Raw genomic sequence first — 22,643 nt, 5'->3', positions numbered from 1 at the left:
TGGGGCGGGGCAGCCGCGTGCGGGGGAGGCTGGTGCGGGCGGTGTACCGCCCGGGTGCGGACGGGTGCGGACGGGTGCGGGTCAGGCGCGCAGGACGGGCTCGTGGTTCGCCAGGGCGTCGGCCAAGCCCGCCACGCCGTCGGCGCCGGTGGGCACCGTGGCTGAGGAACCGGTCAGGTCACCGCCCAGCGGCTCGGCCCGACCACCCAGGTGCTCTGCCAGGAACCCCTCGGCGATGGCGTTGAACGCCTTGTCGTTCTCCGGCCGCGCGAACCCGTGGCCCTCGTCGGGGAAGAGCACGTAGGTGACCGGAATGCCCTTGGCGGACATCGACTCCACGATCTGGTCGCTCTCGGTCTGCTTCACCCGTGGGTCATTCGCGCCCTGTCCGATCAGCAGCGGCCGCACGATGTTGTCCACATGGGTCAGCGGGGACCGCTCATCAAGCAGCGCCTTGCCCGCCTCGGTGCGGGGGTCCCCGATCCGGCGGGCGATCTGTTCGAAGAACGAGGCCCAGTACGGCGGGACCGTCTCGATCAGCGTGTTCAGATTCGATGGGCCCACGATGTCCACGCCGCACGCAAAGGTGGTCGGGGTCATCGTCAGCCCGGCCAGGGTGGCGTAGCCCCCGTAGGAGCCGCCCATGATGCCGACGGTGTCCTGCGCGGTGATCCCCTCCCGGACGGCCCAGTCCACGGCGTCGAGCAGGTCCTCGTGCATCGCCGCACCCCACTGCCCGTCGGCGATGTTGATGAACTCCTTACCGAAACCGGTCGAGCCACGGTAGTTGACCTGCAGCACCGCGTACCCGCGGTTGGCCAACCATTGGACGTACGCGTCGTATCCATAGGCATCACGGGACCAGGGTCCTCCGTGCACGAACAGCACCATCGGGACCGGACCGGTCGCGGCGGCGAGCTGACCCGCCCGGGATGCGCCGTCGTCGGCCGCGCGGTGCGCGGGCAGGGTCAGGTAGGAGACCAGGGTGTGCCCGTCCCTGGCCGTGATCTCCACCGGGTGCATCGGCACCAAAGGGGCGCCCTCCAGCGCCGGGCGCCCGGAGAACAAGCGGGTCAGCCGGCGCTGGGGGCGATCGTAGCGGTAGTAGGTCATGGGTTCGGTCGCCGAGGAGTACGCCGCGATCCACACGTCGTCGGCCAGGGTGCGGGAGGTGACCGAGATCTCCCCCGGCCCGACTCCGGCGAGGACGTCGAGGTCCGGGCCGACCTCGGGGTCGACCACCGTCCACTCCTCGCGCAGGTAATTCACCGCCACCGCCTGGATCCGGCCCGTGGTGGGATGCGCGAGCGCGCCGGCGATGTCGGTGCGCTCATCGGCGTGCACCAGCGATCGGGCACCAGAGGCCAGGTCCAGGGCGTACAAGCCGGAGGTGTTGCGGCCCCGGGAGTCCACCAGGTACAGGGTGGACCCATCGGCCGTCAGGCCGGCGGCGTAGGTGCTCATCGCGTCCTCGAACGGCACGTCCTCGGCGACCTGCCAGTCCTCCCCGTCGCGAGCCAGGATGTCCATGCCGCCGTCCGGGCGGGTACGCATCGCATAACGCACCACATAGTCGTGATCGGCCAGGAACCCGGCGAAACCCTCGGTGTTGCGCACCAGTAGTTCCCGGTCCCCGCTGGCCAGTTCCACCCGGTACAGGTCGTGCCACCGGGCGTCCCGGTCGTTGATGCCCACCAGGATCGCCTCCGGGATCCGGTCGCTGACCCCGCTCACCTGCGCCGTGACCTCCGGGAACGGCGTCAGGTCGGTGGCCTCACGGGTGCGCACGTCCACCCGGTGCAGGTGGAAGTCCTCATCGCCGCCGTCGTCGCGCAGGTACACCAGCGTGTGCGGCTGGTAGGTCCAGAAGTACTGGCGGATCCCGCGGGTGTCATCACGGGTGATGGCCTCGGCGGCGCTCAGGTCATCGGCGGGGGCCACCCAGATGTTCAGCACACCCTCCAGCGGAGCGAGCCAGGAGAGGTAGCGCCCGTCCGGGCTGATCTGCACGCCGGCCCGTTCGGGATTACCGAACAGGGCGTCGCGGGAGATGAGGTCGACGGCGTCTATGGTGGTGTTGGTCATCGGGCCATTCTGCCAGCGGACGACGGCGAAGATCACCGGGTGCCCGACCCACCTTTGGGCGGCGGTACTGTGGTGCTCAGCCCTGAGTCTCCAGAGCCCGGCGAGCGTTCTCCAACTCGACCAGATCGGCGAACTGCTGGGCGTAGGAGGGGTCCTCCGGGGCGGTGCGCTGCAGGGCGCCGCGGGCCTCGGCGATGCGGCGGGTCATCCCCATCCGCAACAACGCCACCACCACGCCCCTGGCGTAGGAGGCCAGCGCTCCGGGGCGGTCCTCCGGCAGCGGGGACACCGCCAACTCCGTCACGAGTCCGTCCACCGGGGGTCCGCTGGCCTCGCGCAGCCGCTCCGCCCACGCCGCAGCGGCCCGCGCTTCGCCATCGGCGCCTCCTCCGGCCGCGGCGGCTACCTGGACGTACTCGGCCAGGCCGCCACCGGCCCGGATCGCGTCGTGGACCGCCCGGTGGGCCGGCACCACGAACGTGTCCGGCGACAGGTCGTCGAAGCCCAGGTCGGTGATGTGCTGGGGTAACTGCAGCACCACCTCCAGCACCTGCCGCTCCAGGCGGGCCACCGGATCGGTGCTGGGCGCTGACCGGGTGCCGGTGCGCTGGGCGGCCTCGGGGTCCAGGCCCGGGCGTTGGCGCTGCCGCTGCGGGTCGCGCTCGGCCGGTGTGCCACCCCCGTCACCGCCGGCACCCTGCCGCTGGGACTGGGTCACCGCCCGGCGCACCGAGGTCTCCTCCATCCCGAGCCATCCCGCCAACGAACGCGCGTACTCCGAACGCAGGGCAAGGTCCCGGATCCGCGCCACCACCGGGGCTGCGGCCCGCAACGCCTGCACTCGGCCCTCGGCGGTGCTCAGATCCAGCCGCCGCAGCACCGATCGGATCGCGAACTCGAACAATGGCTCACGCTCGGCCACCAGGTCCCGCACCGCGGCCTCACCCCGCTCCAGGCGCAGGTCACACGGGTCCATGCCCTCCGGGCTGATCGCCACGAACGTCTGGGAGGCGAACCGCTGGTCCTCACCGAAGGCTCGCAGTGCTGCCTTCTGGCCGGCCTCGTCGCCGTCGAAGGTGAAGATCACCTCTCCCCCACGCGATCCGGTGGCCAGCATCAACCCGGCCGCGGCATCGGCGGTGTCGCCGAGCATGCGACGCACCACGCGGATGTGATCGACGCCGAACGCGGTGCCGCAGGTGGCCACCGCGGTGCCGACGCCGGCCAGGTGCATCGCCATCACGTCGGTGTAGCCCTCCACAACGACCACCTGACGCTGGGTGGCGATCGCCTTCTTGGCCAGGTCGATGCCGTAGAGCACGTGGTTCTTCTTGTACAGGGGCGTCTCGGGGGTGTTCAGGTACTTCGGGCCGGGGTCGTCGTCATAGAGCTTGCGGGCACCGAACCCCACCGTGGCGCCGGTGGTGTCCCGGATCGGCCAGATGAGCCGGCCCCGGAACCGGTCGTAACTTCCGCGCTGCCCGGCCGAGACCACCCCGGATGCGGTCAGCTCAGCCTCGATGAAACCGCGTTGGCGCAGGTGACGGGACAGGTTGTCCCATCCCTTGGGGGCATACCCCACGCCGAACTGTGTCGCAGCAGCCTGGTCGAAGCCGCGCTCGGCCAGGAACCGTCGCGCGGTCCCCGCCTCGGGTGAGCCGAGCTGCTCGGCGTAGAACTGCTCGGTGGTGCGGTTCACCTCCAGCAGCCGCTGGCGCCGGCCGGGCTCCTCCCGCGGGCGGCGCGGTCCGCCGTCGTCCTCATAGTGCAGTTCCACCCCGGTGACCGAGGCGAGGTGCTCGACCGCCTCGCCGAAGGGCAGGTGGTTGATCTTCTGCACGAACGAGATCACGTCACCGCCCTCGTCACACCCGAAGCAGTGCCACAGTCCCAGCTGCGGGCGTACGTGGAAGGAGGGGGTGCGTTCGTCGTGGAAGGGGCACAAGCCCTTCATCGACCCGACCCCGGCGCTCTTCAGGGTGACGTGAGCGCCGACGATCTCCTCGATCCGGGCCTTTTCACGAACGGACGCGATGTCCTCACGTCTGATCAGGCCGGCCATGATCCCGAGTCTAGGCGCTGGCGACCGGCACCACGGGCGAGGCGATCACCGGCCGACCGCGATCCCGGCGCCCGCTCACCGGGTGCGGGTCACGGGCGGCTGTCCGACTCGCACAGGCGCGCGTGCCACTCCAGGGCGGAGACGTCGGTGAGAGAGGCCACCTGATCCACGACCGCGCGCAACCGCCCTGCGTCGTCGTCGGCTTCCCGGTAGTCGGCGAGGAACGGGGGCTCCAGGGTCGCCTCGGGGCGGCTCGAGCACTCCTGGACGAGGTTGGTGACGATCTGGCGTTGACGCCCGTACAACGGTTCGTCCTCACGTGGGGCCATCACGAACATCGCCGCGATCCCTTTCAGCACCGTGATCTCGGCGAGGACCTGGTCGGGTACCACCACGTCGGCGTCGTAGCGCACCAGGTCGCCCTGGCCGAAGGTGGCCCGGGTGGCCCGAGCCGCCGCCACCGCGAAACGCCCGATCAGTTGCGAGGTCATGTCCTTCAGTCGGGCCAGACCCCGCCGGGTCCCGTCGAACGTCTCCACCCAGTACGGCATCGCCGACAGCGATTCGATCGCGGCATAGAGGTCATCGGCGCTGGTGGCTCGGCCGTACCAGTCGTGGATCTGGTCGATCAGACGTTCCCGCATGCCCTCCTGACGCAACTGGTCCAGGTCGTGGCGGCCGTTCACCACCGCGTCCTCCACGTCGTGCACGGAGTAGGAGATGTCGTCGGCCAGGTCCATCACCTGGGCTTCGATGCAACGGCGCCCGGGCGGGGAGTCCCCCCGCATCCAGGCGAACACCTCGGCGTCATCGGCATAGGCACCGAACTTGCGGGTCGGGCCGCCCGACTCACCCGCCGGTCCCTCGCCGGAGAACCAGGGGTACTTGGTGGAGGCATCCAGGCTCGCTCGGGTGAGGTTCAACCCCACCGCGCGCCCCTCCCGGGTGAACGTCTTGGGTTCCAGGCGCGTCAGCAGCCGCAGGGTCTGGGCGTTGCCCTCGAAGCCCCCGATATCGGCAGCGACCTCGTGCAGCGCGTTCTCGCCGTTGTGACCGAACGGGGGGTGCCCCAGGTCGTGGGAGAGGCAGGCGGCGTCGACCACGTCCGGGTCGCAGCCCAGGTTGTAGGCCAGCTCCCGGCCCACCTGGGCTACCTCGAGGGTGTGGGTCAGGCGAGTGCGGACGAAGTCGTCGGTGCCCGGCCCCAGCACCTGGGTCTTGGCACCGAGGCGTCGCAGCGCCGAGGAGTGCACGATCCGGGCGCGGTCCCGCTCGAAGTCCGAGCGGTGCGCCGACTTGGGTGCCTCGGCGTACCACCGCTCATGGTCATACAGCCGGTACCGGCCAACGGGCAGATCGAACACGCCATCACCCTACGCCGTCCATCCGGGCCCGGCTCCGCCGGGCGGGATCAGAGGATCGCCTGCAGGAAGGTCTTGGTGCGCTCGTGATCGGGGTTGGTGAAGATCTTGTCCGGGTGGCCCTCCTCCACGACCTTGCCACCGTCGAACATCATCACCCGCTGGGACACATCGCGGGCGAACTGCATCTCGTGGGTCACGATGAGCATCGAGATGTCGGTGTTGTCGGCGATCTCACGCAGCACCGCGAGCACGTCGCCCACCAGTTCGGGGTCGAGCGCGGAAGTGACCTCGTCCAGCAGCAGGATCTCGGGGTTCATCGCCAGGGCACGCGCGATCGCCACCCGCTGTTGCTGACCACCGGAGAGTTGCAAGGGGTGCGCCTCGGCCCGGTGCTTGAGCCCCACCTGGTCCAACAGGCCGTAAGCCTGATCGATGGCCTCCTCCTTGGACTTGCCGAGCACGTGCACCGGCGCCTCGATGATGTTGTCGATGACCCGCATGTTCGGGAACAGGTTGAACTGCTGGAAGACCATGCCGATCCGGCGCCGGATCCTGGAAATGTCCTTGGGCCGACGCTCCACCCGACGGCCGTTGCGTTCCTCATGGGTCAGCGGGTCACCGTCGATGTAGATGTACCCCCCGGTCAGGTGCTCCAAGGTCATCACCAGGCGCAGGATGGTGGTCTTGCCCGAGCCACTGGGACCGATGAGCGTCACGCGCTCGCCCTTGGCCACGTCGAAGTTCAGATCGCTGAGCACGGTGGTGTCACCGAACTTCTTGACGACGTCCTCGAATCTGATCATGGGGTCATTAGTACGCAAGTCGCTTCTCCAGTCTGCGCATGAGGATGGCCGTGGGATAACTCGCCGCGAGGAAGATCAGTCCGGCGATGGTCAGGGGTTCGACGTACCGGAAGGTGGTCCCACCGATGTTCCGTGCCACGGTGACCATCTCCGGGGCCGCGATGAAGATGAGGAACGGTGTGTCCTTGAACATCGCGATCGCCCAGTTACCCAGGGACGGGATGGTCGCCCGGATTGCCTGCGGCATGATGACCGCACGCCAGGTACGGCTCTGCGGCAACGACAGGGCCGTCGCACCCTCCCACTGCCCCTTGGGGACCGACTCGATCCCGGAGCGGTAGGACTCGGCCATGTAGGTGGAGTAGTGGATCCCGATGACGATGATCCCGACCTGCATCGCTGACAGCGTCGACACCGTCAGGTACAGGAACAGCAACTGCGCCGGCAGTGGGGTCATCCGGATGAAGTCCAGGATCCAACTCAGGATCTTGGCAGGTATGTAGGGAAGGCTGCGCAGGGCGATCGCCCAGATGAGACCGAGCACCGCAGCGGCGAGCGAACCGACCACCGTCACGACCAGGGTCACCCGGACGAAGGCCTCCAGGAGCGGGGGAAGCACATCCAGCGCGAACTGGGTATTCCAGATCATGCTGCTCCCCCTCCCGCCAGTGCCTTATCGGTGCGCGGCTTCTTGCTCTCCTTCAGCCCGAGCTTGCGCTGGGCACGCAGTTCCATCCACCGCAGCACCGCCGAACAGGCCAGCGAGATCAGGAAGTAGATCACCAGGCTCAGGCCGAATGCGGTGGCGGTATCCATGGTGCGGCGCACCTGCTGGGTGATGAACAACAGGTCCTGCAGGAAGATGAACCCGGCCAGGGACGAGCCCTTGATGAGCATGATCAGCAGGTTGTTGAACCCGGGGAGCATCAGGGCCCAGGCCTGCGGCCAGATGACCCGGCGCATCTTGTTCCACCAGGACATCGACAGCGCGGTGGTGGTCTCCCACTGACCCTTGGGAACGGCGTTGAGCGAGCCGCGCACCACCTCGGAACCGTAGGCCCCGTAGTTCAGGCCCAGGGCGATGATCCCGGTGGTCAGGGAGGCCCACTCGATCCCGAGCATCGGCAGGACGAAGAACAGGAAGAACATCTGCACGACCAGCGAGGTCCCGCGGAAGAACTCCACGACGATCCGCACCAGAGTGCGCACGATGATGAACCTGCTGTTCGCCGCGACGCCCAGCAGACAGGCAACGAAGAACGCCACGGCGGCGCCGCCCACGGAGAGCTGCAGTGTGACAACTGTGCCCTCCCAGAGGCGCGGCGCCGCCGAGACGAACGAATCAAGAAAGTCTTGCACCGATCATTCCTCGACGGTGGGCAGATCACCCTCGCAGAGCATCTCAGTGCTGACTTCATCGGTGGGCCGCTCGGCCTCGGTGAAGCCGAACGGGCCAAGCACCCGCTCGAACTCCGCCGGGTCGCCGATGATCTCCGCGGCAGCCTCGTTGTAGGCGTCCAGCAGATCGGTGTCCGCGTCACGGAACACCGTCGCGCCGGCACCCACCTGGATCTCACCGTCGACCACGGCCTCGAACGCCTCGGTCACCTCGACCGGCTGGTCGGGGTTGTTCTCTCCGCCATGGCGCGCAGCGAGATGCCGGTGAGGGCGTAGACGTCGGCGCGGCCGGAGACCACAGCGTCCATCCCGTCCTGCGGGGTGTTCACCGTCATCAAGTCGATGCCCAGGGCCTGGGCGTAGGACTCCTCGACCGCACCGTTCATGGCGGCGAAGGTGACCCCGGCTTCCTGAACGTCCTGCATGTCGTGCAGGTCGTTCGGGTTCCCCTCAGGCACCATGAACGCGGTGGTGTACATGATCTCTGGGTTGGAGAACGACGCCTGCTCACACCGCTCGGGCAGGATCGACATACCGGCGGAGACCGCATCGAAGCGACCTGCGTTCAGGCCGGGGATGAGGGCGTCCCAGTCCACCTCGGTGCCCTCGACCGTCTCGATGCCCATCGAAGCGAAGACCTCGCGGTGCAGCGCGATCGTGGCACCGGTGAGTTCCCCGCTGTCGTCGGTGTAGCTGTAGGGCTCCTCGCCGGCGAACCCGACGGAGATCGAACCGGCTTCCTGCAACTCCGCCAGGGTGCCGCCATCGCCGTTCGCGTCGCCGTTCTCGTCGCCGTTGCCCTCGTCCTCCTGACCGGGGACCGGGGGCGGATCGTCGAGCCCGTCACCATCGCCGTTGCCGCAAGCCGCCAAGGCCAGCGTGGCCGCGGCCGCGGTGGCAGTGAGCGCCATCATTCGGCGCGAAGTGTTCTTCATCGTGCTCCTCTCGATGTGGTGCCTGCCTGCCCAACGCACCCAGACGTGCGAAGCGGAACCGGTGACACCGACTTGTCAGAACCGCAGACCACCGTATGAGCCACCAAGCGGTGGCACAAACGGTGTGATTCGGCGCCGGCACGCCGGTTCCCACCCCTCGGCCGATGCGGCCGGAGGCGCATTCTGGTGCGGCACAGAGCGGTCACGCTCATCGCCACTGATGTGCAGGACATTGCTCGAGAGTACCTCAAAACCGTTACGGGGTTGAAACATATGAGCGGGAAACTTGAGGACGGGTTGACCTTTGACTAGCGCAGGCTGGGACGCTCATTGCCCAGCACTTGGGTAGGTCATTGAGTGGCATTGGTAGCGTCCATCGTCGGTGGCCGATCGACCGGACGTGCATCGCGGGCGGCCGCCGGTCCACCAGGGTGGCGCGCGGCGCGGCCTCGATGGTCTACTTAGGTAATGCTTGCCTTACAAAAAGCGGCCGGGACAACCGCACGCGGCATCCAGGAGATCCTCACCCGCGACGACCGGCCGGCGTACCGGCCCTTCGCCGCCGAGGTGACGAACGTACGCACGCTCGGACCGCATTTCCGCCGGGTGACGTTCACCGGTGCGCAGATCGGTTGGTTCGGCACCTACGGCCAGGACCAGCGGATCAAGATTCTGTTCCCGCTGGCCGATGGCCACCTGACCGACGTCGGGGCCGACGATGCGGGGATCGCCATGGCCGGCACCTGGTACGAACACTGGCGCGAGGCACCCCAGGAGCGGCGCAGTCCGCTGCGCACCTACACCATCCGGGCGGTCCGCCCCGACGCGGCCGAGATCGACGTGGACATGGTGATTCACGGCGACGCCGGACCGGCTTCGCGCTGGCTGCAACAGGCCGCGCGAGGCGACCGCGTCGTCGTCGTCGGTCCCGATGCCCGCTCCCGCCAGTATGCGACCGGAGCGGACTGGGCACCCGGAACGGCCACCGAGTTGCTGCTCGCCGGGGACGAGACCGCCGCTCCGGCGATCTGTTCGATCCTGGAGGATCTGGCGGCGGACAAGCGCGCCCGCGCCTTCATCGAAGTGCCCGGGCAAGGGGACTTCCTGGACGTCGACCACGGCGACCACGCACAGATCACCTGGCTCGGTCGCGACGGGGCCGGGCACGGCGAGCACCTCCTCCCGGCCGTGCGTTCCTGGGTCGCCGCACACGCGGCGGTCGTCGACGATGCTCGTGCCGTGGTCGGCCAGGCACTGGAGGACGTCGACGTCGACACCGAGCTACTCTGGGACTCCCCCGTGCTCCAGCTCCAACCGGTCGACACCTGCGGGCGCGGTCAGCGCTGCGGCTCGGACTTCTACGCCTGGTTCGCCGGTGAGGCCGGGATGATCAAGACGCTACGCCGGATGCTCGTCTCCGAGGCCGGGGTATGCCGGCGCCGGGTGGCGTTCATGGGCTACTGGCGCCAGGGACGCAGCGAGTCCCAGTGAGGGGCACGCTGAGCGCGCGGCTCCGGCACCAGCCATGACCAGGACCCTGACCAGGGCGCCCACCCCGGCGCCCGCAACCGCAGTCCCTACCCGCCGCCGTCTCCTCGGCCTGGGCGTTGCCGTCGTGCTATTGCTCATCGTGTGTGCCGCGAGCCTGGCGCTGGGTGCCCGGGAGGTGGCGCTGGGAACCGTATGGGAGGCACTGCTGGACCCGGTGGCCGGCGCGGCCGACCACGCGGTGGTGCTGGACCAGAGGCTGCCCCGCACCATCGTGGGACTGCTGGTCGGGGCCGCGCTGGGGCTGGCCGGCACCGTGATGCAGGGCATCACCCGCAACCCGCTGGCCGATCCCGGCCTGCTGGGTGTCAACGCCGGGGCCTCGCTGTTCGTGGTGCTGGCCATCACCCTGTTCGGGATCACCAGCCCTTCGAACTACCTCTGGTTCGCCTTCGCCGGTGCGGCAGCGGCGACCGTGGTGGTCTACGGTATCGGGGCCCTGGGGCCCCGGGGCGCCACCCCGGTCACCCTGGCGCTGGCCGGGGTGGCACTGACCGCCGGCATCACCTCGATCCTGACCCTGCTGCTGCTGTCCTCCACCACCGCCACCAACACGTACCGCTTCTGGGCGGTGGGCTCGCTGGCCGGACGCGGCAGCAGCACCGGAGGCGACGTCATCACCACCCTGGCACCGTTCCTGGCCGTGGGTGGCGTGCTGGTCCTGGCGTGCGGGCGGTGGCTGAACCTGCTCTCGATGGGTGATGACCTTGCCCGCGGCCTCGGTCTGCACATCGCTCGCGCGCGGGCACTGGCTGTGCTGGGTGTGGTGCTGCTGGCCGGCGGCGCTACAGCGCTGGCCGGACCGATCGTGTTCGTGGGGCTGGTGGTTCCACACCTGATCCGCCCGTTCACGGGCCCGGATTACCGCTGGATCCTCCCCTACGCCCTACTGGTGGGCCCTGCGCTCCTGCTGGCGTCCGACGTGCTCGGGCGCCTGATCGCCGGGCCCGGCGAACTCGAGGCCGGGCTGGTGGTCGCCCTTGTGGGGGCCCCGGTGATGGTGGCCATCGTCCGCCGCGCCCGGTTGGCGGGATTGTGACCGCGCCCGCGGCGCCGGCCGCCACCCCGGATCCGCCGGCTCCCCCCGCCCCAGCCGGGACGGTGCTGGCCGGGGTGCGCCGGGCCCGACGTCGGCGCACCCTGATCGTGACCGCGATCCTGGCCACCCTCGTCCTGACCCTGGCCTGGGCCAGCCTGACCTGGGGCGGTCACACCGGTGCGGTCCTGGACTACCTCGCCACGGCCCTCGGTGCCGGGAGCGGGGACTCCTCCTTCCTGATCGGACGGCTGCGGCTGCCACGGGTGGTGCTGGCGGCCCTGGTCGGCGTGGCGCTCGGTCTGGCCGGGGCGCTGTTCCAGTCCGTCCTGGGCAACCCGCTGGCCAGCCCGGACATCCTCGGGGTCTCCGGCGGTGCGAGCCTTGCCGCGGCCTTTGCGATCATGGCGCTGGGCCTGACCGGAGCAACGGTGGGTCTGTTCGCCTTCGGCGGTGCCGCAACGGTGGCGGCCGCGATCTACCTGCTCGCCTGGCGTGGCGGGGTGACCGGGTTCCGATTCGTGCTGATCGGGGTCGGTTTCGCCTTCGCCATCAACTCCGGCATCGGGTACCTACTCACCCGCGCCGAGGTCGCCGACGTTCGCACCGCACTGGTCTGGATGGTCGGCAGCATCGGCACCCCCCGCTGGAACGACATCGCGGTGCTGGCGGTGCTGGTCGGCGCCCTGCTGCCGCTGGTGGGCCTAGCGGCGCGAGGCCTGCAGGCGCTGCAACTCGGCGATGAGATGGCGGGCGGTCTGGGGGTACGCGTGGAACCGGCACGTCTGCTGGTGCTGGTGGTGGGGGTGGGCCTGGCCGCCAGTGCCACCGCATTCGCCGGTCCGGTGGCCTTCGTGGCGTTCGTCTCGGCTCCGATCGCGCGCCGGCTGCTACCCTCCGGTGGCCTCGCACTGGGGGCGGCGGCGCTGGTGGGGGCCGCCGTGGTGCTCGGTGGTGAGTTCGCTGCCACCCACCTGATCGGGTCCCTCGAGGCACCCGTCGGGATCGTCACCGGTGCCGTCGGCGCCCCGTACCTGCTGTGGCTGCTGGCCACCGACGACGCCGGGGAGCGAGGCGCATGAGCACCACCGACCACAAGAGCGGCCATGACCTGCGCGCGAGTGCGCTGAGCCTGGCATACGACAGCCGCCGGGTGATCACCGACCTGGACCTGACTGTTCCCCGGGGGGCGGTCACCGCGATCGTCGGCGCCAACGGGTGCGGCAAGTCCACGCTGCTGCGCGGACTTGCCCGTCTGCTGCGCCCCGCGTCCGGTGCGATCACCCTGGACGGCAGGGCCCTGCACGAACTGCCCTCCCGCCAGGTCGCGCGCACGATCGGGATCCTGCCGCAGAGCCCCACGGCTCCGGAGGGCATCACGGTCGCCGACCTGGTCGCCCGGGGTCGCCATCCGCACCAGGGATGGTTCGGGCAGCCGAACGCGGCCGACGACGACGTGGTCACCGCCGCACTGGAAGCCACCGGGACGCAGGGGCTGGCCGGGCGGCGTGTGGATGAGCTCTCCGGCGGGCAGCGTCAGCGCGTCTGGATCGCCATGGCGCTGGCTCAGGATCCCGACATCCTGCTACTCGATGAACCCACCACCTTCCTCGACGTCACCCACCAGCTGGAGGTACTGGACCTGCTGGCGGCAGTGAACCGGGAACGGGGCGGCACGGTGGTGATGGTGTTGCACGACCTGAACCTGGCCGCCCGCTACGCCGAGAACCTGGTGGTGATGCGGGCAGGGCGGGTGCACGCGATCGGCAGCCCGGACCAGGTACTCACCGCCGAGGTGGTCGCCGACGCGTTCGGGTTGCGTGCCCGGATCGTGCCGGACCCGGTCTGCGGCACCCCGATGGTGGTCCCGATCGGACGATTCCATCGATGAGCGGTACCGGTTTGTCACCGCCGCACACTTGACATTAGGTTAGCCTCACCTAACTTTCGATGGATGTGGAGATCTCGTGGTCCGACGCTCGCTCCTGGCCGTTCTCGCTGCTGCCACCCTCGCCCTGTCCGCCTGCGGTTCCTCCGCCGGCACCGGCGACGGAGCAGGCGGAGCCGCCGGCACCGCAGGCACCGGCGATGGCGGCCGCTACGGGGCGCCGGTCAGCATCGACCACGCCTTTGGTCGCACCGAGGTTCCGGCCGGGGTGAGCGACGTGGTCACCCTGGGCTGGGGGTCCACCGAGGCCGCGCTCGCACTCGGGGTGGTCCCGGTGGGTATCGAGGCACAGACCTACGCCGTGGACGACAACGGCCTGCTGCCCTGGGTGAACGAGGAACTCGCGCACCTCGGCGCCGAGCCCGCGATCGTGCCCGCGAACGTGGAGGAACCGGCGTACGAGGAGATCGACGCGCTCAGTCCCGAGTTGATCCTGGCCCCCTACTCGGGCCTCACCGAGGAGCAGTACCAGATCCTGTCCGAGATCGCCCCGACCGTGGCCTACCCGGACCAGCCCTGGACGACCCCGTGGCGCGAGGTGATCGAGATCGTCGGCACCTCCCTGTCCATGCCGGGCGAGGCCGCGGATCTGGTGACCGAACTGGACGGCACGTTGGCCGCCGTCACCCAGGAGCACCCGGAACTGCAGGGACTGACCGTGGCAGCGATATGGGACGTCGGCGGCACCTTCTACGTGTACAAGCCGGCTGACTCCAGGGTGGACTTCCTGCTCGACCTCGGCCTGACCAGCGCACCGTCGGTGGAGGAACTGGACGGTGGGGGGGGAGTCGTTCGTCTACGCCCTGTCCTATGAGAGCACCGACGCGATCGACGCCGACATCCTGGTGAACTACGCCTCCACCGGCGAGGAGGTACAGACGTTCCTGGACCAGTCCTACGCCCAGGTCATCCCGGCGGTCCAGCGCGGCGCCGTCGCCCACATCACCGGTGATCAGTTGATCGCGGCGATGTCCCCGCCCACTGCCCTGTCCCTGACCTGGGGGCTGGAGGAGTACGTGGACTCCATCAGCGCTGCCGCGGCGAACGCCCAATAGCCCAGCACCCAGCGCGGTCGCCCGAGGTCGCGGCACAGATTGGCATCACCGCCTGTCACGGGTGAGACTGGGCCGATGGTCACCGCTTCGCACGTCGCCGCCGCCACGACCACGACCCTCGTGCACCGGGCCGACCAGGCCCCGGGATGGTGGCGCGACGCCGTCATCTACCAGATCTACCCCCGTTCCTTCGCCGACTCCGACGGCGACGGCGTCGGGGACCCTGCCGGGGATCACCGGCAGGCTGGACCACCTGGCCCGCCTCGGCGTGGACGCGGCGTGGCTGTCACCCTTCTACCCCTCCCCCCAGCACGACGGCGGCTACGACGTGGCCGACTACCGGTCGGTGCACCCCCAGCTCGGCACGCTGTCGGATATGGACGCCCTCATCGCCCGCGCCGACCAGTTGGGCCTGCGGGTGATCGTGGACCTGGTGCCCAACCACACCTCGGACGCCCACCCCTGGTTCGCCGAGGCCCTGGCGGCACCGCCGGGTTCACCGCAGCGGGACCGGTACATCTTCCGCGACGGGACCGGGCCCGATGGGGCCGAGCCCCCGAACAACTGGGGCAGCGTGTTCGGCGGACCCGGCTGGACCCGCATCACCGAGGCCGACGGAAGTCCGGGGCAGTGGTACCTGCACCTGTTCGACTCCCACCAACCGGACTTGAACTGGGAGCACGAGGATGTCCGCGGCGAGTTCATCGACGTGCTGCGGTTCTGGCTGGACCGAGGTGTGGCCGGGTTCCGGGTGGATGTGGCTCACGGTCTGATCAAGGATCAGTCGTTCCCGGAGTGGGAGGGCCACCGCACGATGATCAGCGCCGAGGAGAGCGCCGAGCCTGCCGGCAAGCAGGCTCCGATGTGGGACCAGCCCCGCGTGCACGAGATCTACCGCACCTGGCGTGAGGTGCTGGCCGAGTACGGTCCGGAGCGAGTGCTGATCGCCGAGGCGTGGGTCGAGGACGATCGCGCGCTGGCCCGGTATGTCCGCCCCGATGAGATGCACCAGGCGTTCAACTTCCAGTTCCTCACCACCCCCTGGCGGGCCGGGTCGTTGCGGCAGAGCATCCAGACCTCGTTGCTCGAACTCGACGCCGTCGGAGCACCCTGCACCTGGGTTCTCTCCAATCATGACGTGGTCCGTGCCGCCAGCCGGCTCGGATTGTCCGTGACCGGCAAGGGTCCCAATGGGATCGGCGCGGGCGACCCACAGCCCGATGGCGAACTCGGTCTGCGGCGCGCACGGGCCGGGCTGCTGCTGATGCTGGCGCTGCCGGGCTCGGCCTACCTCTACCAGGGCGAGGAGTTCGGCCTTCCCGAGCACACCGATCTGCCCGGCGAGGTGCGCCAGGACCCGACCTTCGCGCGCACCGATGGGCGGGTCGTGGGCCGGGACGGGTGCCGGATCCCGCTGCCCTGGCGCTCCGACGCTCCCGGGTACGGTTTCTCCCCCACCGGCGCCACCTGGCTGCCCCAGCCCGACTCATTCGCCGCGTTGGCGGCCGATATGCAGAAGGGTGACCCGTCCTCGACCTATGAGCTGGTGCGCGCCGCACTCCGGATCCGTCGTGACTGGCGATTGGGCTCGGGGTCGCTGGCCTGGGTGGATGGGCTGCCGGCGAACGAAGGTGATCTGCTGGTCTTCACCAACCGCGAGGTGGTGGTCCTGGTGAATCTGGGCGAGCGGGCCGTTCCGCTCCCCACGGACCTGGAGGTCCTGCTCGCATCCGGCGGAGGCGACGACGTGGGCCCGGACGAGGCGGTCTGGGCGGTCATCCCCCGGCCGGCGGACGACGACGGGTAGCACTGAGGCGTACCGCGAGCCACCGCGCACTCGGGCGGGCGAGCACGGAGGGGCTCAGCCGCCGGAGACGCCCAGTTCGGCCTGCTCCAGCAGGGCTCGCAGTTCCTCATCCAGGTGCCGGGAGTCCAGCCAACCCTGCGGCAGGTGCGGGACCTTCGGGGTGCCGGCGCGCCCGCGCGGCCCCTCCGCCCCGGCGCCGGGATAGGGCTGGTCCAGGTCCAGTGCAGCGAGCCGGTCGTCCAGTTCGGCGAGGGAGGACACCAGACCGAACGCGGCCCGCACCGGGCCTCCCACCACGTAACCCTTGAGGTACCAGGCCATGTGCTTGCGCAGTTCCCGCAGGGCCTTACCCTCATCACCGAAGTGCGTCACCATCAGCTCGGCGTGCTCCCGGATCGTCGTGGCCACCTGGGCCAGCCCGGGGCGGCGACGCACCGATGAGCCGGCGAAGGCCGCCACCAGGTCGGTGAACAGCCACGGCCGGCCCTGGCAGCCGCGCCCGACCACGATCCCGTCGCAGCCGGTGTGGGCCACCATCGCCAGCGCGTCCTGCGCTGACCAGATGTCGCCGTTGCCCAGCACCGGAATGTCGGTGACGGCCTCCTTGAGTGCTCCGATCGCGTCCCAGTTGGCGGTGCCGGAGTAGTGGTCGGCGGCGGTGCGCCCGTGCAGTGCCACCGCGGCCACACCGGCGTCCTGGGCGCGCAGCCCGGCATCGAGGTAGGTCAGGTGCTCGGCGTCGATGCCCATCCGCATCTTCACCGTGACCGGCACATCGCTGCCCTCGGTGGCGCGCACGGCGGCCGTGACGATCGCCCCGAAGAGTTCGGACTTCCATGGCAGCACCGCACCGCCGCCCTTGCGGGTCACCTTGGGAACCGGACAGCCGAAGTTCAGGTCGATGTGATCGGCAAGGTCCTCCTCGACCAGCATCCGCGTCGCCGCCCCCACAGTGGCCGGATCCACCCCGTAGAGCTGGACACTGCGCACCGCCTCACCGGCGTCGTGGGAGATGATGCGCATCGACTCGGGAGTGCGCTCCACCAGTGCGCGGGACGTAAGCATCTCGGCCACGTACAGCCCGGCCGGTGCCGGACCCGGCAGTGCGGCACCCTCGGGGATCCCGGCAGCGCCGGCCCGGCGGCACAGCGCACGGAACGGCGCATTGGTCACGCCGGCCATCGGTGCCAGCACCACCGGGCTGCCCACGGTGATGGAGCCGATCTGCAAGGGATTCACCTGGGTATTCTCGCATCCAGGCCGGGGCCGGCCACGGTGATGCCCGCCACGGGCGGCCGAGCCGGATCACCTGATCGGCTCAGGTGGTCCCGGGCCACCGGCCCACCGCCTCACGTCGCCGGGCTCTGGCGATGCGCACCGTCGTCGTCGGACTCGATCTCGGCAGCCCGGTGCTCGACACTCACGGGTGTGCCGGGGCGCCCGGCGCTTCGCCGGCCGCCGGCCCGGACCGGCTCAGCACGGCGGCGGCTGGAGCGCACCAGCATGGCCGCGATGAAGGTGGTCGCCGGGATGGCCAGTACCAGGCCGATCGAGGAGACCAGGGTGCGCACCACCTCCTCGGCGATCTCCCCGGCGGTGAGTGTGCTGGTGACGGAACGGTCGTAGAGCATCACCACCATCAGGGTGGTCATCGCGGTGCCGACGTACGCGAAGGCCAGGGTGTAGACGGTGGAGGCGATGTGGTCGCGGCCGATTCGCATCGCCCGGGCGAAGACGCTGCGGGTGGGGGCGTCCGGGTTCGCCGCGTGCAGTTCCCACACCGCCGAGGCCTGCGTGATCGAGACGTCGTTGAGCGCGCCCAACCCGGCGATCACGATGCCGCACATCAACAGGTCACGCAGGCCCAACCCGGGCAGGACCGCGTCGAGCATCAGCGCACTGTCCGACCCCCCCCCCGGACAGCCGCGCCGCACTCGTGGACCACCACGCCAGTCCCGTCGTCACAGCCAGCCCGATGAAGGTGCCCAGGAGCGCGGTGGTGGTGCGGATCGAGACACCGTGGGCCAGATACACCGCGAAGAACATCATCGCGCTGGCACCGACCAGCGTGGTCAGCATCGCCGGGGCGCCCGACATCAGCGCCGGCACCAGGAACGCCGCCACCACACCCAGGGAAGCCAGCAGGCCGACGATAGCCATCAACCCCCGGATCCGCGCCACCAGCACCACGACGAGCACGTACAGGCCGGTGAGCAGCAACAAGGGCACGTCCCGGACGGCGTCCACGTACACATACGGGCTACCCGAGCCCATCGCCCCGGTGGTGAAGAAGATCCGGATGGTGTCACCGGGTTCGATCCCGGCGGAGACGATCTCCGGAGGCACCTGGATCGGCACGATCCGCTCGGTGCCGTCCTGCAGTTCGGCCATCGCCTCGGTGCCGACCTCACCGGTGACCTCGGTGATCACCGCGGTGGTGAAACCCGGGCCCTCCACCGGATTCTCCCGCGAGCCCACCGGGGTCTCCCCCCGCGGCCACAGGAGGGCCAGACCCACGACGGTGGCCAACAGCAGCGGCAGCACGACCGCCAGCAGGATCCGCCGTGTTCGTCGGGCTACCGCTGGATCGAGGTCGGTATCGGTGTGCTCATGCGTCATTGTTCACACTGTGCCCGGCATCAGGCCGTGCTCGCCGCAGCGACACTGCCGTAATTCCTCGTTCGTGTTTGACGGCAGCCGGGTCAGCGCACCATCCGTGCAGAGTGGTACGGGACACACCATATCCTTATTGACACTGGTTCTCATTGCCGATGAGAATGGCACAATGTTCGCACGCACAGCGCCATTCCGATGCACGGCGACCCTGGCGGGCGTCGGCCTGCTCCTTGCCGCATGTTCCGACGCCGGCACCCCAGCCCCCACCTCTCCCGGGGAACCGGAGAACCTGAGCGTGAGCGTGGTGACGGCCTTCTATCCGCTGCACTTCCTCGCCGAGCAGGTCGGAGGCGACCTGGTCGGCGCCGACGACCTCACGCCCTCCGGCGCCGATCCACACGACCTGGAACTGTCCCCGGTCGATGTGGCGATGATCGAACAGGCCGACGTGGTCGTCTATCTATCCGGCTTCCAGCCCGCGGTGGATGCGGCCATGGAGCAGGTGTCCGGGCCGGTCGGACTGGATCTCGCCGAGGTGGTGGATCTGCAGGACACCTCCGCCACCGTGCGCTCCGGCACGGACTCGGGCACCGCCTCAGATGACGAGCACGCACACGACGACCACGGACACGACGACGACCACAACGACGATCACGCACACGACGACGACCACGCACGCGACGACGACCACAACGACCAGCACGCACACGACGACGACCACGACGGGCACGACCACGGCACGGAGGATCCGCACTTCTGGCTCGACACCGAGCGGATGGCCACTGCCGCTCACGCACTTGCCGAGGCGCTCGGTCAGACCGCGACGGAGCACGCCGGGACATTCGAGGCCAACGCCGCGCAGCTGCAGGCGGATCTGGACGCTCTCGATGAGCACTACCGCACCACGCTGGCCTCCTGCTCCGACGAGGTCATGCTGGTCAGCCACCTCGCCTTCGGCTACCTGGCGATGCGCTATGACCTGACCCAGGTGGGCATCGCCGGCCTGGACCCGCACGTGGAACCCTCCCCGGCCCGCCTCGCCGAGATCCGCGCCGTGGTGCTCGCCGAGGGCGTGAACACGATCTTCGTGGACCCCCTGGCCAGCGCACGGGTCAGCGATGCCCTGGCCGCTGAACTCGACCTCCAGGTCCTCACGCTGGACTCCCTGGAGAACCTGCACCCACCGGCCACCGACTACTTCGAGGTGATGGAGGCCAACCTGGAGGCCCTGGCCGAGGGGCTGACATGCCGGTGAGCACCCTGAACGCCACGAACGTGGACGTGCACCTGGGCGGCGTCCAGATCCTGCACCGGGGCGAACCTACAGGTGACCAAGGGTGAGATGGTCGCGCTACTCGGTGCGAACGGCTCGGGCAAGTCCACGCTGATGCGCGCCTGCCTCGGCCTGGTGCCGATCTCGGCTGGCCAGGTGGGCATCCTGGGGGCACCCCTGGGCCACGGTGCGCCGTGGCACCGGATCGGCTACGTCCCGCAACGCCCGAGTTCGGCCAGCGGCGTCCCGGCGACCGCCGAGGAGGTTGTCCGCACCGGCCTGTTGTCACGCCGACGCTGGTGGGTGGGCAAGGACGGGCGCGCCGCCACCGAGGCCGCCCTGGAGGCGGTGGGCATGGTCGACCAGCGCGGCAAGGCACTGCATCACCTCTCGAGTGGGCAACAGCAACGCGTCAGCATCGCCCGCGCGCTGGTCCGACGTCCCGATCTGCTGCTGATGGACGAACCGATGGCAGGGGTGGACCACCCGAGCCAGGAGGTCTTCGCCGACCTGCTCAGCGAGTTGAAGTCCCAGGAGGTCACCACGGTGGTGGTGCTGCACGAACTCGGGTTGTTGCGCCCGCTGATCGACCGCGCGGTCGTGATCCGTCAGGGACGCGTGGTCCACGACGGCGACCTGCCCGAACCTGCGCCGTTCCACGACCATCCCGAGCATGAGCACGTGCACGCCGATCACGGAGAGTACGAGGGCCCGCCCGACCCGCTCCAGGTGACGCTGCCATGATCGCTGCCCTGGCGCTGATGACCACGGCGAGTGCGACGGCGAACCTGGCCTCGACGAGCGTCCTGGACCAACTCGCCGCGGTGCTGGCCAGCCCGATGACGCAACGTTCCCTGCTGGCGGCGCTGATCGTGGGCCTGGCGGCGCCGGTGGTGGGCACCTACCTGGTGCAGCGCAGGCTCTCGCTGCTCGGTGACGGGATCGGGCACGTGGCCCTGACCGGGGTGGCGATCGGATGGTTGGTGGGTGCCGCCACCGGAGCCACGGACATGGAGGCCTACGCTGTCCCGGGCGCGATGGCCGCGGCCGTGATCGGTGCGGTCCTGATCGAGGTGGTCCGTGCCCGCGGCGCCACCAGCGGCGACGTGGCGCTCGCGCTGTTGTTCTACGGAGGCATCGCCGGAGGCGTGGTCATCATCGGCCTGGCCGGCGGCACCAACGCCAACCTGATGGCCTACCTGTTCGGCTCGCTGGCCACCGTGTCCACCAGCGACCTGACCGTGACCGTCCTCATGTCGGCGGCGATCCTGGTCGTCGGTCTGGGGTTGGGCACCGCGCTGTTCGCCGTCTGCCAGGACGAGGAGTTCGCCCGCTCCACCGGTCTGCCGGTCCGCTTGCTCACCATCCTGATCGCCGTGGTCGCAGCCGTGACCGTGACGGTGGCGATGCGGGTGGTCGGGCTGTTGCTGGTCTCGGCCCTGATGATCGTGCCCGTCGCGATCGCCCAGCTCATCACCTCCTCCTTCCGTCGCACAATGGCGCTGGCGATGGTGATCGGTGCGCTGGTGTGCGTGACGGGCCTCACGATCACCTTCTTCCACCGGCTGGCCCCGGGTGCGATGATCGTGGTGGTGGCGATCGGCGTGTACGCCCTGATCGCCGCGGTGCGCCCGATCATCCAGGCCAGGCGCCCCCGGGACCGGTCGGCCCACCCCGAGATGGCCGACGATGTCCGGCTGAACAACGTCACGTAGGAGAGATGAGGCCATGCAGCGCATGACCCGCCAGCGGGCCGCCGTTGCCGAGGTGCTCGCGGAGTCTGAGGAGTTCCGCACCGCACAGGAACTGCACGATCTACTGCGCGACCAGGGCCACTCGGTGGGCCTGGCCACGGTGTACCGGACCGTGCAGACCATGGTCACCAACGGGGACGTGGACGTGCTGCGCAACGACGAGGGTGAGGCGATGTACCGCCGGTGCGCGCGGACCGAGCATCACCATCACCTGTTGTGCCGGCGGTGCGGACGCACCGAGGAGATCGGGGCGGACCTGGTCGAGCAGTGGGCCGCCAGCGTGGCCCGCGCGTACAATTTCGTCGAGGTCGAACACATCGCGGAGTTGTACGGCATCTGCGCAAGTTGCGCCGGAAGAGAGAGTTGATGGGCAACTTCTTCACCACGGGGCCCTTCTGGGCGGTGTACGTGGTGTTGTTCCTCATGGCGATGGCGCGCGGGCAGATGATGTATTGGATCGGCCGCATCCCCACCGAGCAGGCGCTGAAGCGGACCGCACCGACCACCGGGTGGCGGGCGCGGGCCCACCGCTGGCTCTCCGACGGCGGCGCCGATGCGGGTGTGCGTTCCATCCAGCGCTGGGGTCTGCCGGTGGTCTCGTTCTGTTACGTCACGGTGGGTTTCCAGTCGCTGGTGCAGGCCGCGGCCGGCATGCTGCGGATTCCGCTGCTGTGGTACATCCTGGCCCAGATTCCCGGATCCCTGGCGTGGGCCGCGATCTACTCCACCATCGGGTTCGGGTTGTGGGCGGCCATCATCGCCGCAGCGGCCGGGAGTCCGGCGGGGCCTGATCGCCATGACCCTGGCGCTGGCCCTGGCCGTCACGCTGATCGCGCTACGCATCCGGCGCAAGCGTGCCCGGGCGGCCGCGGAGCCACCTCTGCTCACCGGTACCGGTACCGAGCCGGTCGAGCCGGGGAGCGTCGACGGCGGACTTGACGGCGGCGACACGGGCCTGC

General features: G+C 69.6%; 22 protein-coding genes and 1 pseudogene. 12 read left to right on the top strand and 11 right to left on the bottom strand.

Translation table 11 applies throughout. The features are described from left to right. Positions 1 to 81: 81 nt before the first annotated feature. From ACRRRO_RS16515 to ACRRRO_RS16480, 8 genes are all read right to left on the bottom strand, one after another. Entirely contained in the window at positions 82 to 2,085 is a 2,004-nt protein-coding gene (locus ACRRRO_RS16515; protein WP_424796003.1) for an alpha/beta fold hydrolase, read from the bottom strand. 76 nt (positions 2,086 to 2,161) lie between these two features. Continuing rightward, a complete protein-coding gene (gene dnaG, locus ACRRRO_RS16510; protein WP_424796002.1) occupies positions 2,162 to 4,147 on the bottom strand; it encodes a DNA primase in 1,986 nt (661 codons plus the stop codon). A gap of 89 nt (positions 4,148 to 4,236) precedes the next feature. Beyond that, positions 4,237 to 5,511: a deoxyguanosinetriphosphate triphosphohydrolase gene (locus tag ACRRRO_RS16505; protein WP_424796001.1), complete on the bottom strand. Its 1,275-nt coding sequence runs from the start codon at positions 5,509 to 5,511 to the stop codon at positions 4,237 to 4,239. Between the two features lie 47 nt (positions 5,512 to 5,558). Beyond that, a complete protein-coding gene (ehuA, locus tag ACRRRO_RS16500; protein ID WP_424796000.1) occupies positions 5,559 to 6,314 on the bottom strand; it encodes an ectoine/hydroxyectoine ABC transporter ATP-binding protein EhuA in 756 nt (251 codons plus the stop codon). Positions 6,315 to 6,321: 7 nt separating this feature from the next. Continuing rightward, on the bottom strand, positions 6,322 to 6,963 hold the full coding sequence (ehuD, locus tag ACRRRO_RS16495) for an ectoine/hydroxyectoine ABC transporter permease subunit EhuD (RefSeq protein ID WP_424786170.1): 642 nt from the start codon (positions 6,961 to 6,963) through the stop codon (positions 6,322 to 6,324). Beyond that, on the bottom strand, positions 6,960 to 7,673 hold the full coding sequence (gene ehuC / locus ACRRRO_RS16490) for an ectoine/hydroxyectoine ABC transporter permease subunit EhuC (RefSeq protein ID WP_424795999.1): 714 nt from the start codon (positions 7,671 to 7,673) through the stop codon (positions 6,960 to 6,962). The genes ehuD and ehuC overlap by 4 nt, the downstream gene beginning before the upstream one ends. Positions 7,674 to 7,676: 3 nt before the next feature. Next, positions 7,677 to 7,922, bottom strand: a complete 246-nt coding sequence (locus ACRRRO_RS16485) for a hypothetical protein (protein ID WP_434080599.1) — start codon at positions 7,920 to 7,922, stop codon at positions 7,677 to 7,679. Beyond that, a complete protein-coding gene (locus tag ACRRRO_RS16480) occupies positions 7,919 to 8,647 on the bottom strand; it encodes a transporter substrate-binding domain-containing protein (RefSeq protein ID WP_434080598.1) in 729 nt (242 codons plus the stop codon). Before ACRRRO_RS16480 ends, ACRRRO_RS16485 begins: the two co-directional genes overlap by 4 nt. Positions 8,648 to 9,115: 468 nt before the next feature. Here ACRRRO_RS16480 and ACRRRO_RS16475 point away from each other — a divergent pair, with 468 nt between their 5' ends. From ACRRRO_RS16475 to ACRRRO_RS16445, 7 genes and pseudogenes are all read left to right on the top strand, one after another. After that, positions 9,116 to 10,138: a siderophore-interacting protein gene (locus tag ACRRRO_RS16475; RefSeq protein WP_424795997.1), complete on the top strand. Its 1,023-nt coding sequence runs from the start codon at positions 9,116 to 9,118 to the stop codon at positions 10,136 to 10,138. A 34-nt stretch (positions 10,139 to 10,172) separates the two neighbouring features. Then, entirely contained in the window at positions 10,173 to 11,234 is a 1,062-nt protein-coding gene (locus ACRRRO_RS16470; protein ID WP_424795996.1) for a FecCD family ABC transporter permease, read from the top strand. Next, complete coding sequence (locus tag ACRRRO_RS16465) at positions 11,231 to 12,313, top strand: FecCD family ABC transporter permease (protein ID WP_424795995.1); 1,083 nt, start codon at positions 11,231 to 11,233, stop codon at positions 12,311 to 12,313. Before ACRRRO_RS16470 ends, ACRRRO_RS16465 begins: the two co-directional genes overlap by 4 nt. Continuing rightward, positions 12,310 to 13,122 carry an ABC transporter ATP-binding protein gene (locus tag ACRRRO_RS16460; RefSeq protein ID WP_424795994.1) on the top strand — a complete coding sequence of 271 codons (813 nt, stop codon included), beginning with the start codon at positions 12,310 to 12,312 and terminating at the stop codon, positions 13,120 to 13,122. The genes ACRRRO_RS16465 and ACRRRO_RS16460 overlap by 4 nt, the downstream gene beginning before the upstream one ends. A 76-nt stretch (positions 13,123 to 13,198) precedes the next feature. After that, positions 13,199 to 13,993, top strand: a complete 795-nt coding sequence (locus tag ACRRRO_RS16455) for an ABC transporter substrate-binding protein (protein ID WP_434080597.1) — start codon at positions 13,199 to 13,201, stop codon at positions 13,991 to 13,993. Then, positions 13,956 to 14,234, top strand: coding sequence for a hypothetical protein (locus ACRRRO_RS16450; RefSeq protein WP_434080596.1), 279 nt, complete (start codon positions 13,956 to 13,958; stop codon positions 14,232 to 14,234). Before ACRRRO_RS16455 ends, ACRRRO_RS16450 begins: the two co-directional genes overlap by 38 nt. 75 nt (positions 14,235 to 14,309) lie before the next feature. Continuing rightward, positions 14,310 to 16,041: pseudogene (locus tag ACRRRO_RS16445) on the top strand (glycoside hydrolase family 13 protein). A 54-nt stretch (positions 16,042 to 16,095) separates the two neighbouring features. On the opposite strand, the gene dusB reads toward ACRRRO_RS16445, so the two are convergent. The 3 genes from dusB to ACRRRO_RS16430 all read right to left on the bottom strand — a co-directional run bounded on the left by dusB (position 16,096) and on the right by ACRRRO_RS16430 (position 18,660). Next, a complete protein-coding gene (gene dusB / locus ACRRRO_RS16440; protein ID WP_424795991.1) occupies positions 16,096 to 17,280 on the bottom strand; it encodes a tRNA dihydrouridine synthase DusB in 1,185 nt (394 codons plus the stop codon). Between the two features lie 110 nt (positions 17,281 to 17,390). Then, complete coding sequence (locus ACRRRO_RS16435) at positions 17,391 to 17,933, bottom strand: YibE/F family protein (RefSeq protein WP_434080595.1); 543 nt, start codon at positions 17,931 to 17,933, stop codon at positions 17,391 to 17,393. Beyond that, positions 17,896 to 18,660 carry a YibE/F family protein gene (locus ACRRRO_RS16430; protein WP_434080594.1) on the bottom strand — a complete coding sequence of 255 codons (765 nt, stop codon included), beginning with the start codon at positions 18,658 to 18,660 and terminating at the stop codon, positions 17,896 to 17,898. Before ACRRRO_RS16430 ends, ACRRRO_RS16435 begins: the two co-directional genes overlap by 38 nt. A gap of 166 nt (positions 18,661 to 18,826) precedes the next feature. Between ACRRRO_RS16430 and ACRRRO_RS16425 the strand changes: the two genes are divergently transcribed. The 5 genes from ACRRRO_RS16425 (at position 18,827) to ACRRRO_RS16405 (ending at position 22,623) form a co-directional block, all read left to right on the top strand. Then, positions 18,827 to 19,912 (top strand): metal ABC transporter substrate-binding protein, encoded by a 1,086-nt coding sequence (locus ACRRRO_RS16425; protein ID WP_434080593.1) that lies wholly within the window; start codon positions 18,827 to 18,829, stop codon positions 19,910 to 19,912. 72 nt (positions 19,913 to 19,984) lie between these two features. Continuing rightward, entirely contained in the window at positions 19,985 to 20,674 is a 690-nt protein-coding gene (locus ACRRRO_RS16420) for a metal ABC transporter ATP-binding protein (RefSeq protein WP_434080592.1), read from the top strand. A 95-nt stretch (positions 20,675 to 20,769) separates the two neighbouring features. Next, entirely contained in the window at positions 20,770 to 21,645 is an 876-nt protein-coding gene (locus ACRRRO_RS16415) for a metal ABC transporter permease (protein WP_424796331.1), read from the top strand. 13 nt (positions 21,646 to 21,658) lie between these two features. Continuing rightward, positions 21,659 to 22,051, top strand: a complete 393-nt coding sequence (locus tag ACRRRO_RS16410; RefSeq protein WP_424786183.1) for a Fur family transcriptional regulator — start codon at positions 21,659 to 21,661, stop codon at positions 22,049 to 22,051. Beyond that, entirely contained in the window at positions 22,051 to 22,623 is a 573-nt protein-coding gene (locus ACRRRO_RS16405) for a DedA family protein (protein WP_434080591.1), read from the top strand. The genes ACRRRO_RS16410 and ACRRRO_RS16405 overlap by 1 nt, the downstream gene beginning before the upstream one ends. Positions 22,624 to 22,643 lie beyond the last annotated feature (20 nt).

Origin of the sequence: Sanguibacter sp. Z1732, from assembly GCF_051020515.1 — a bacterium.
GTDB lineage: Bacteria > Actinomycetota > Actinomycetes > Actinomycetales > Beutenbergiaceae > CALKWS01.
The sequence above is the reverse complement of the archived record's forward strand: the minus strand, read 5'-3'. Positions and strand labels throughout refer to the sequence as shown.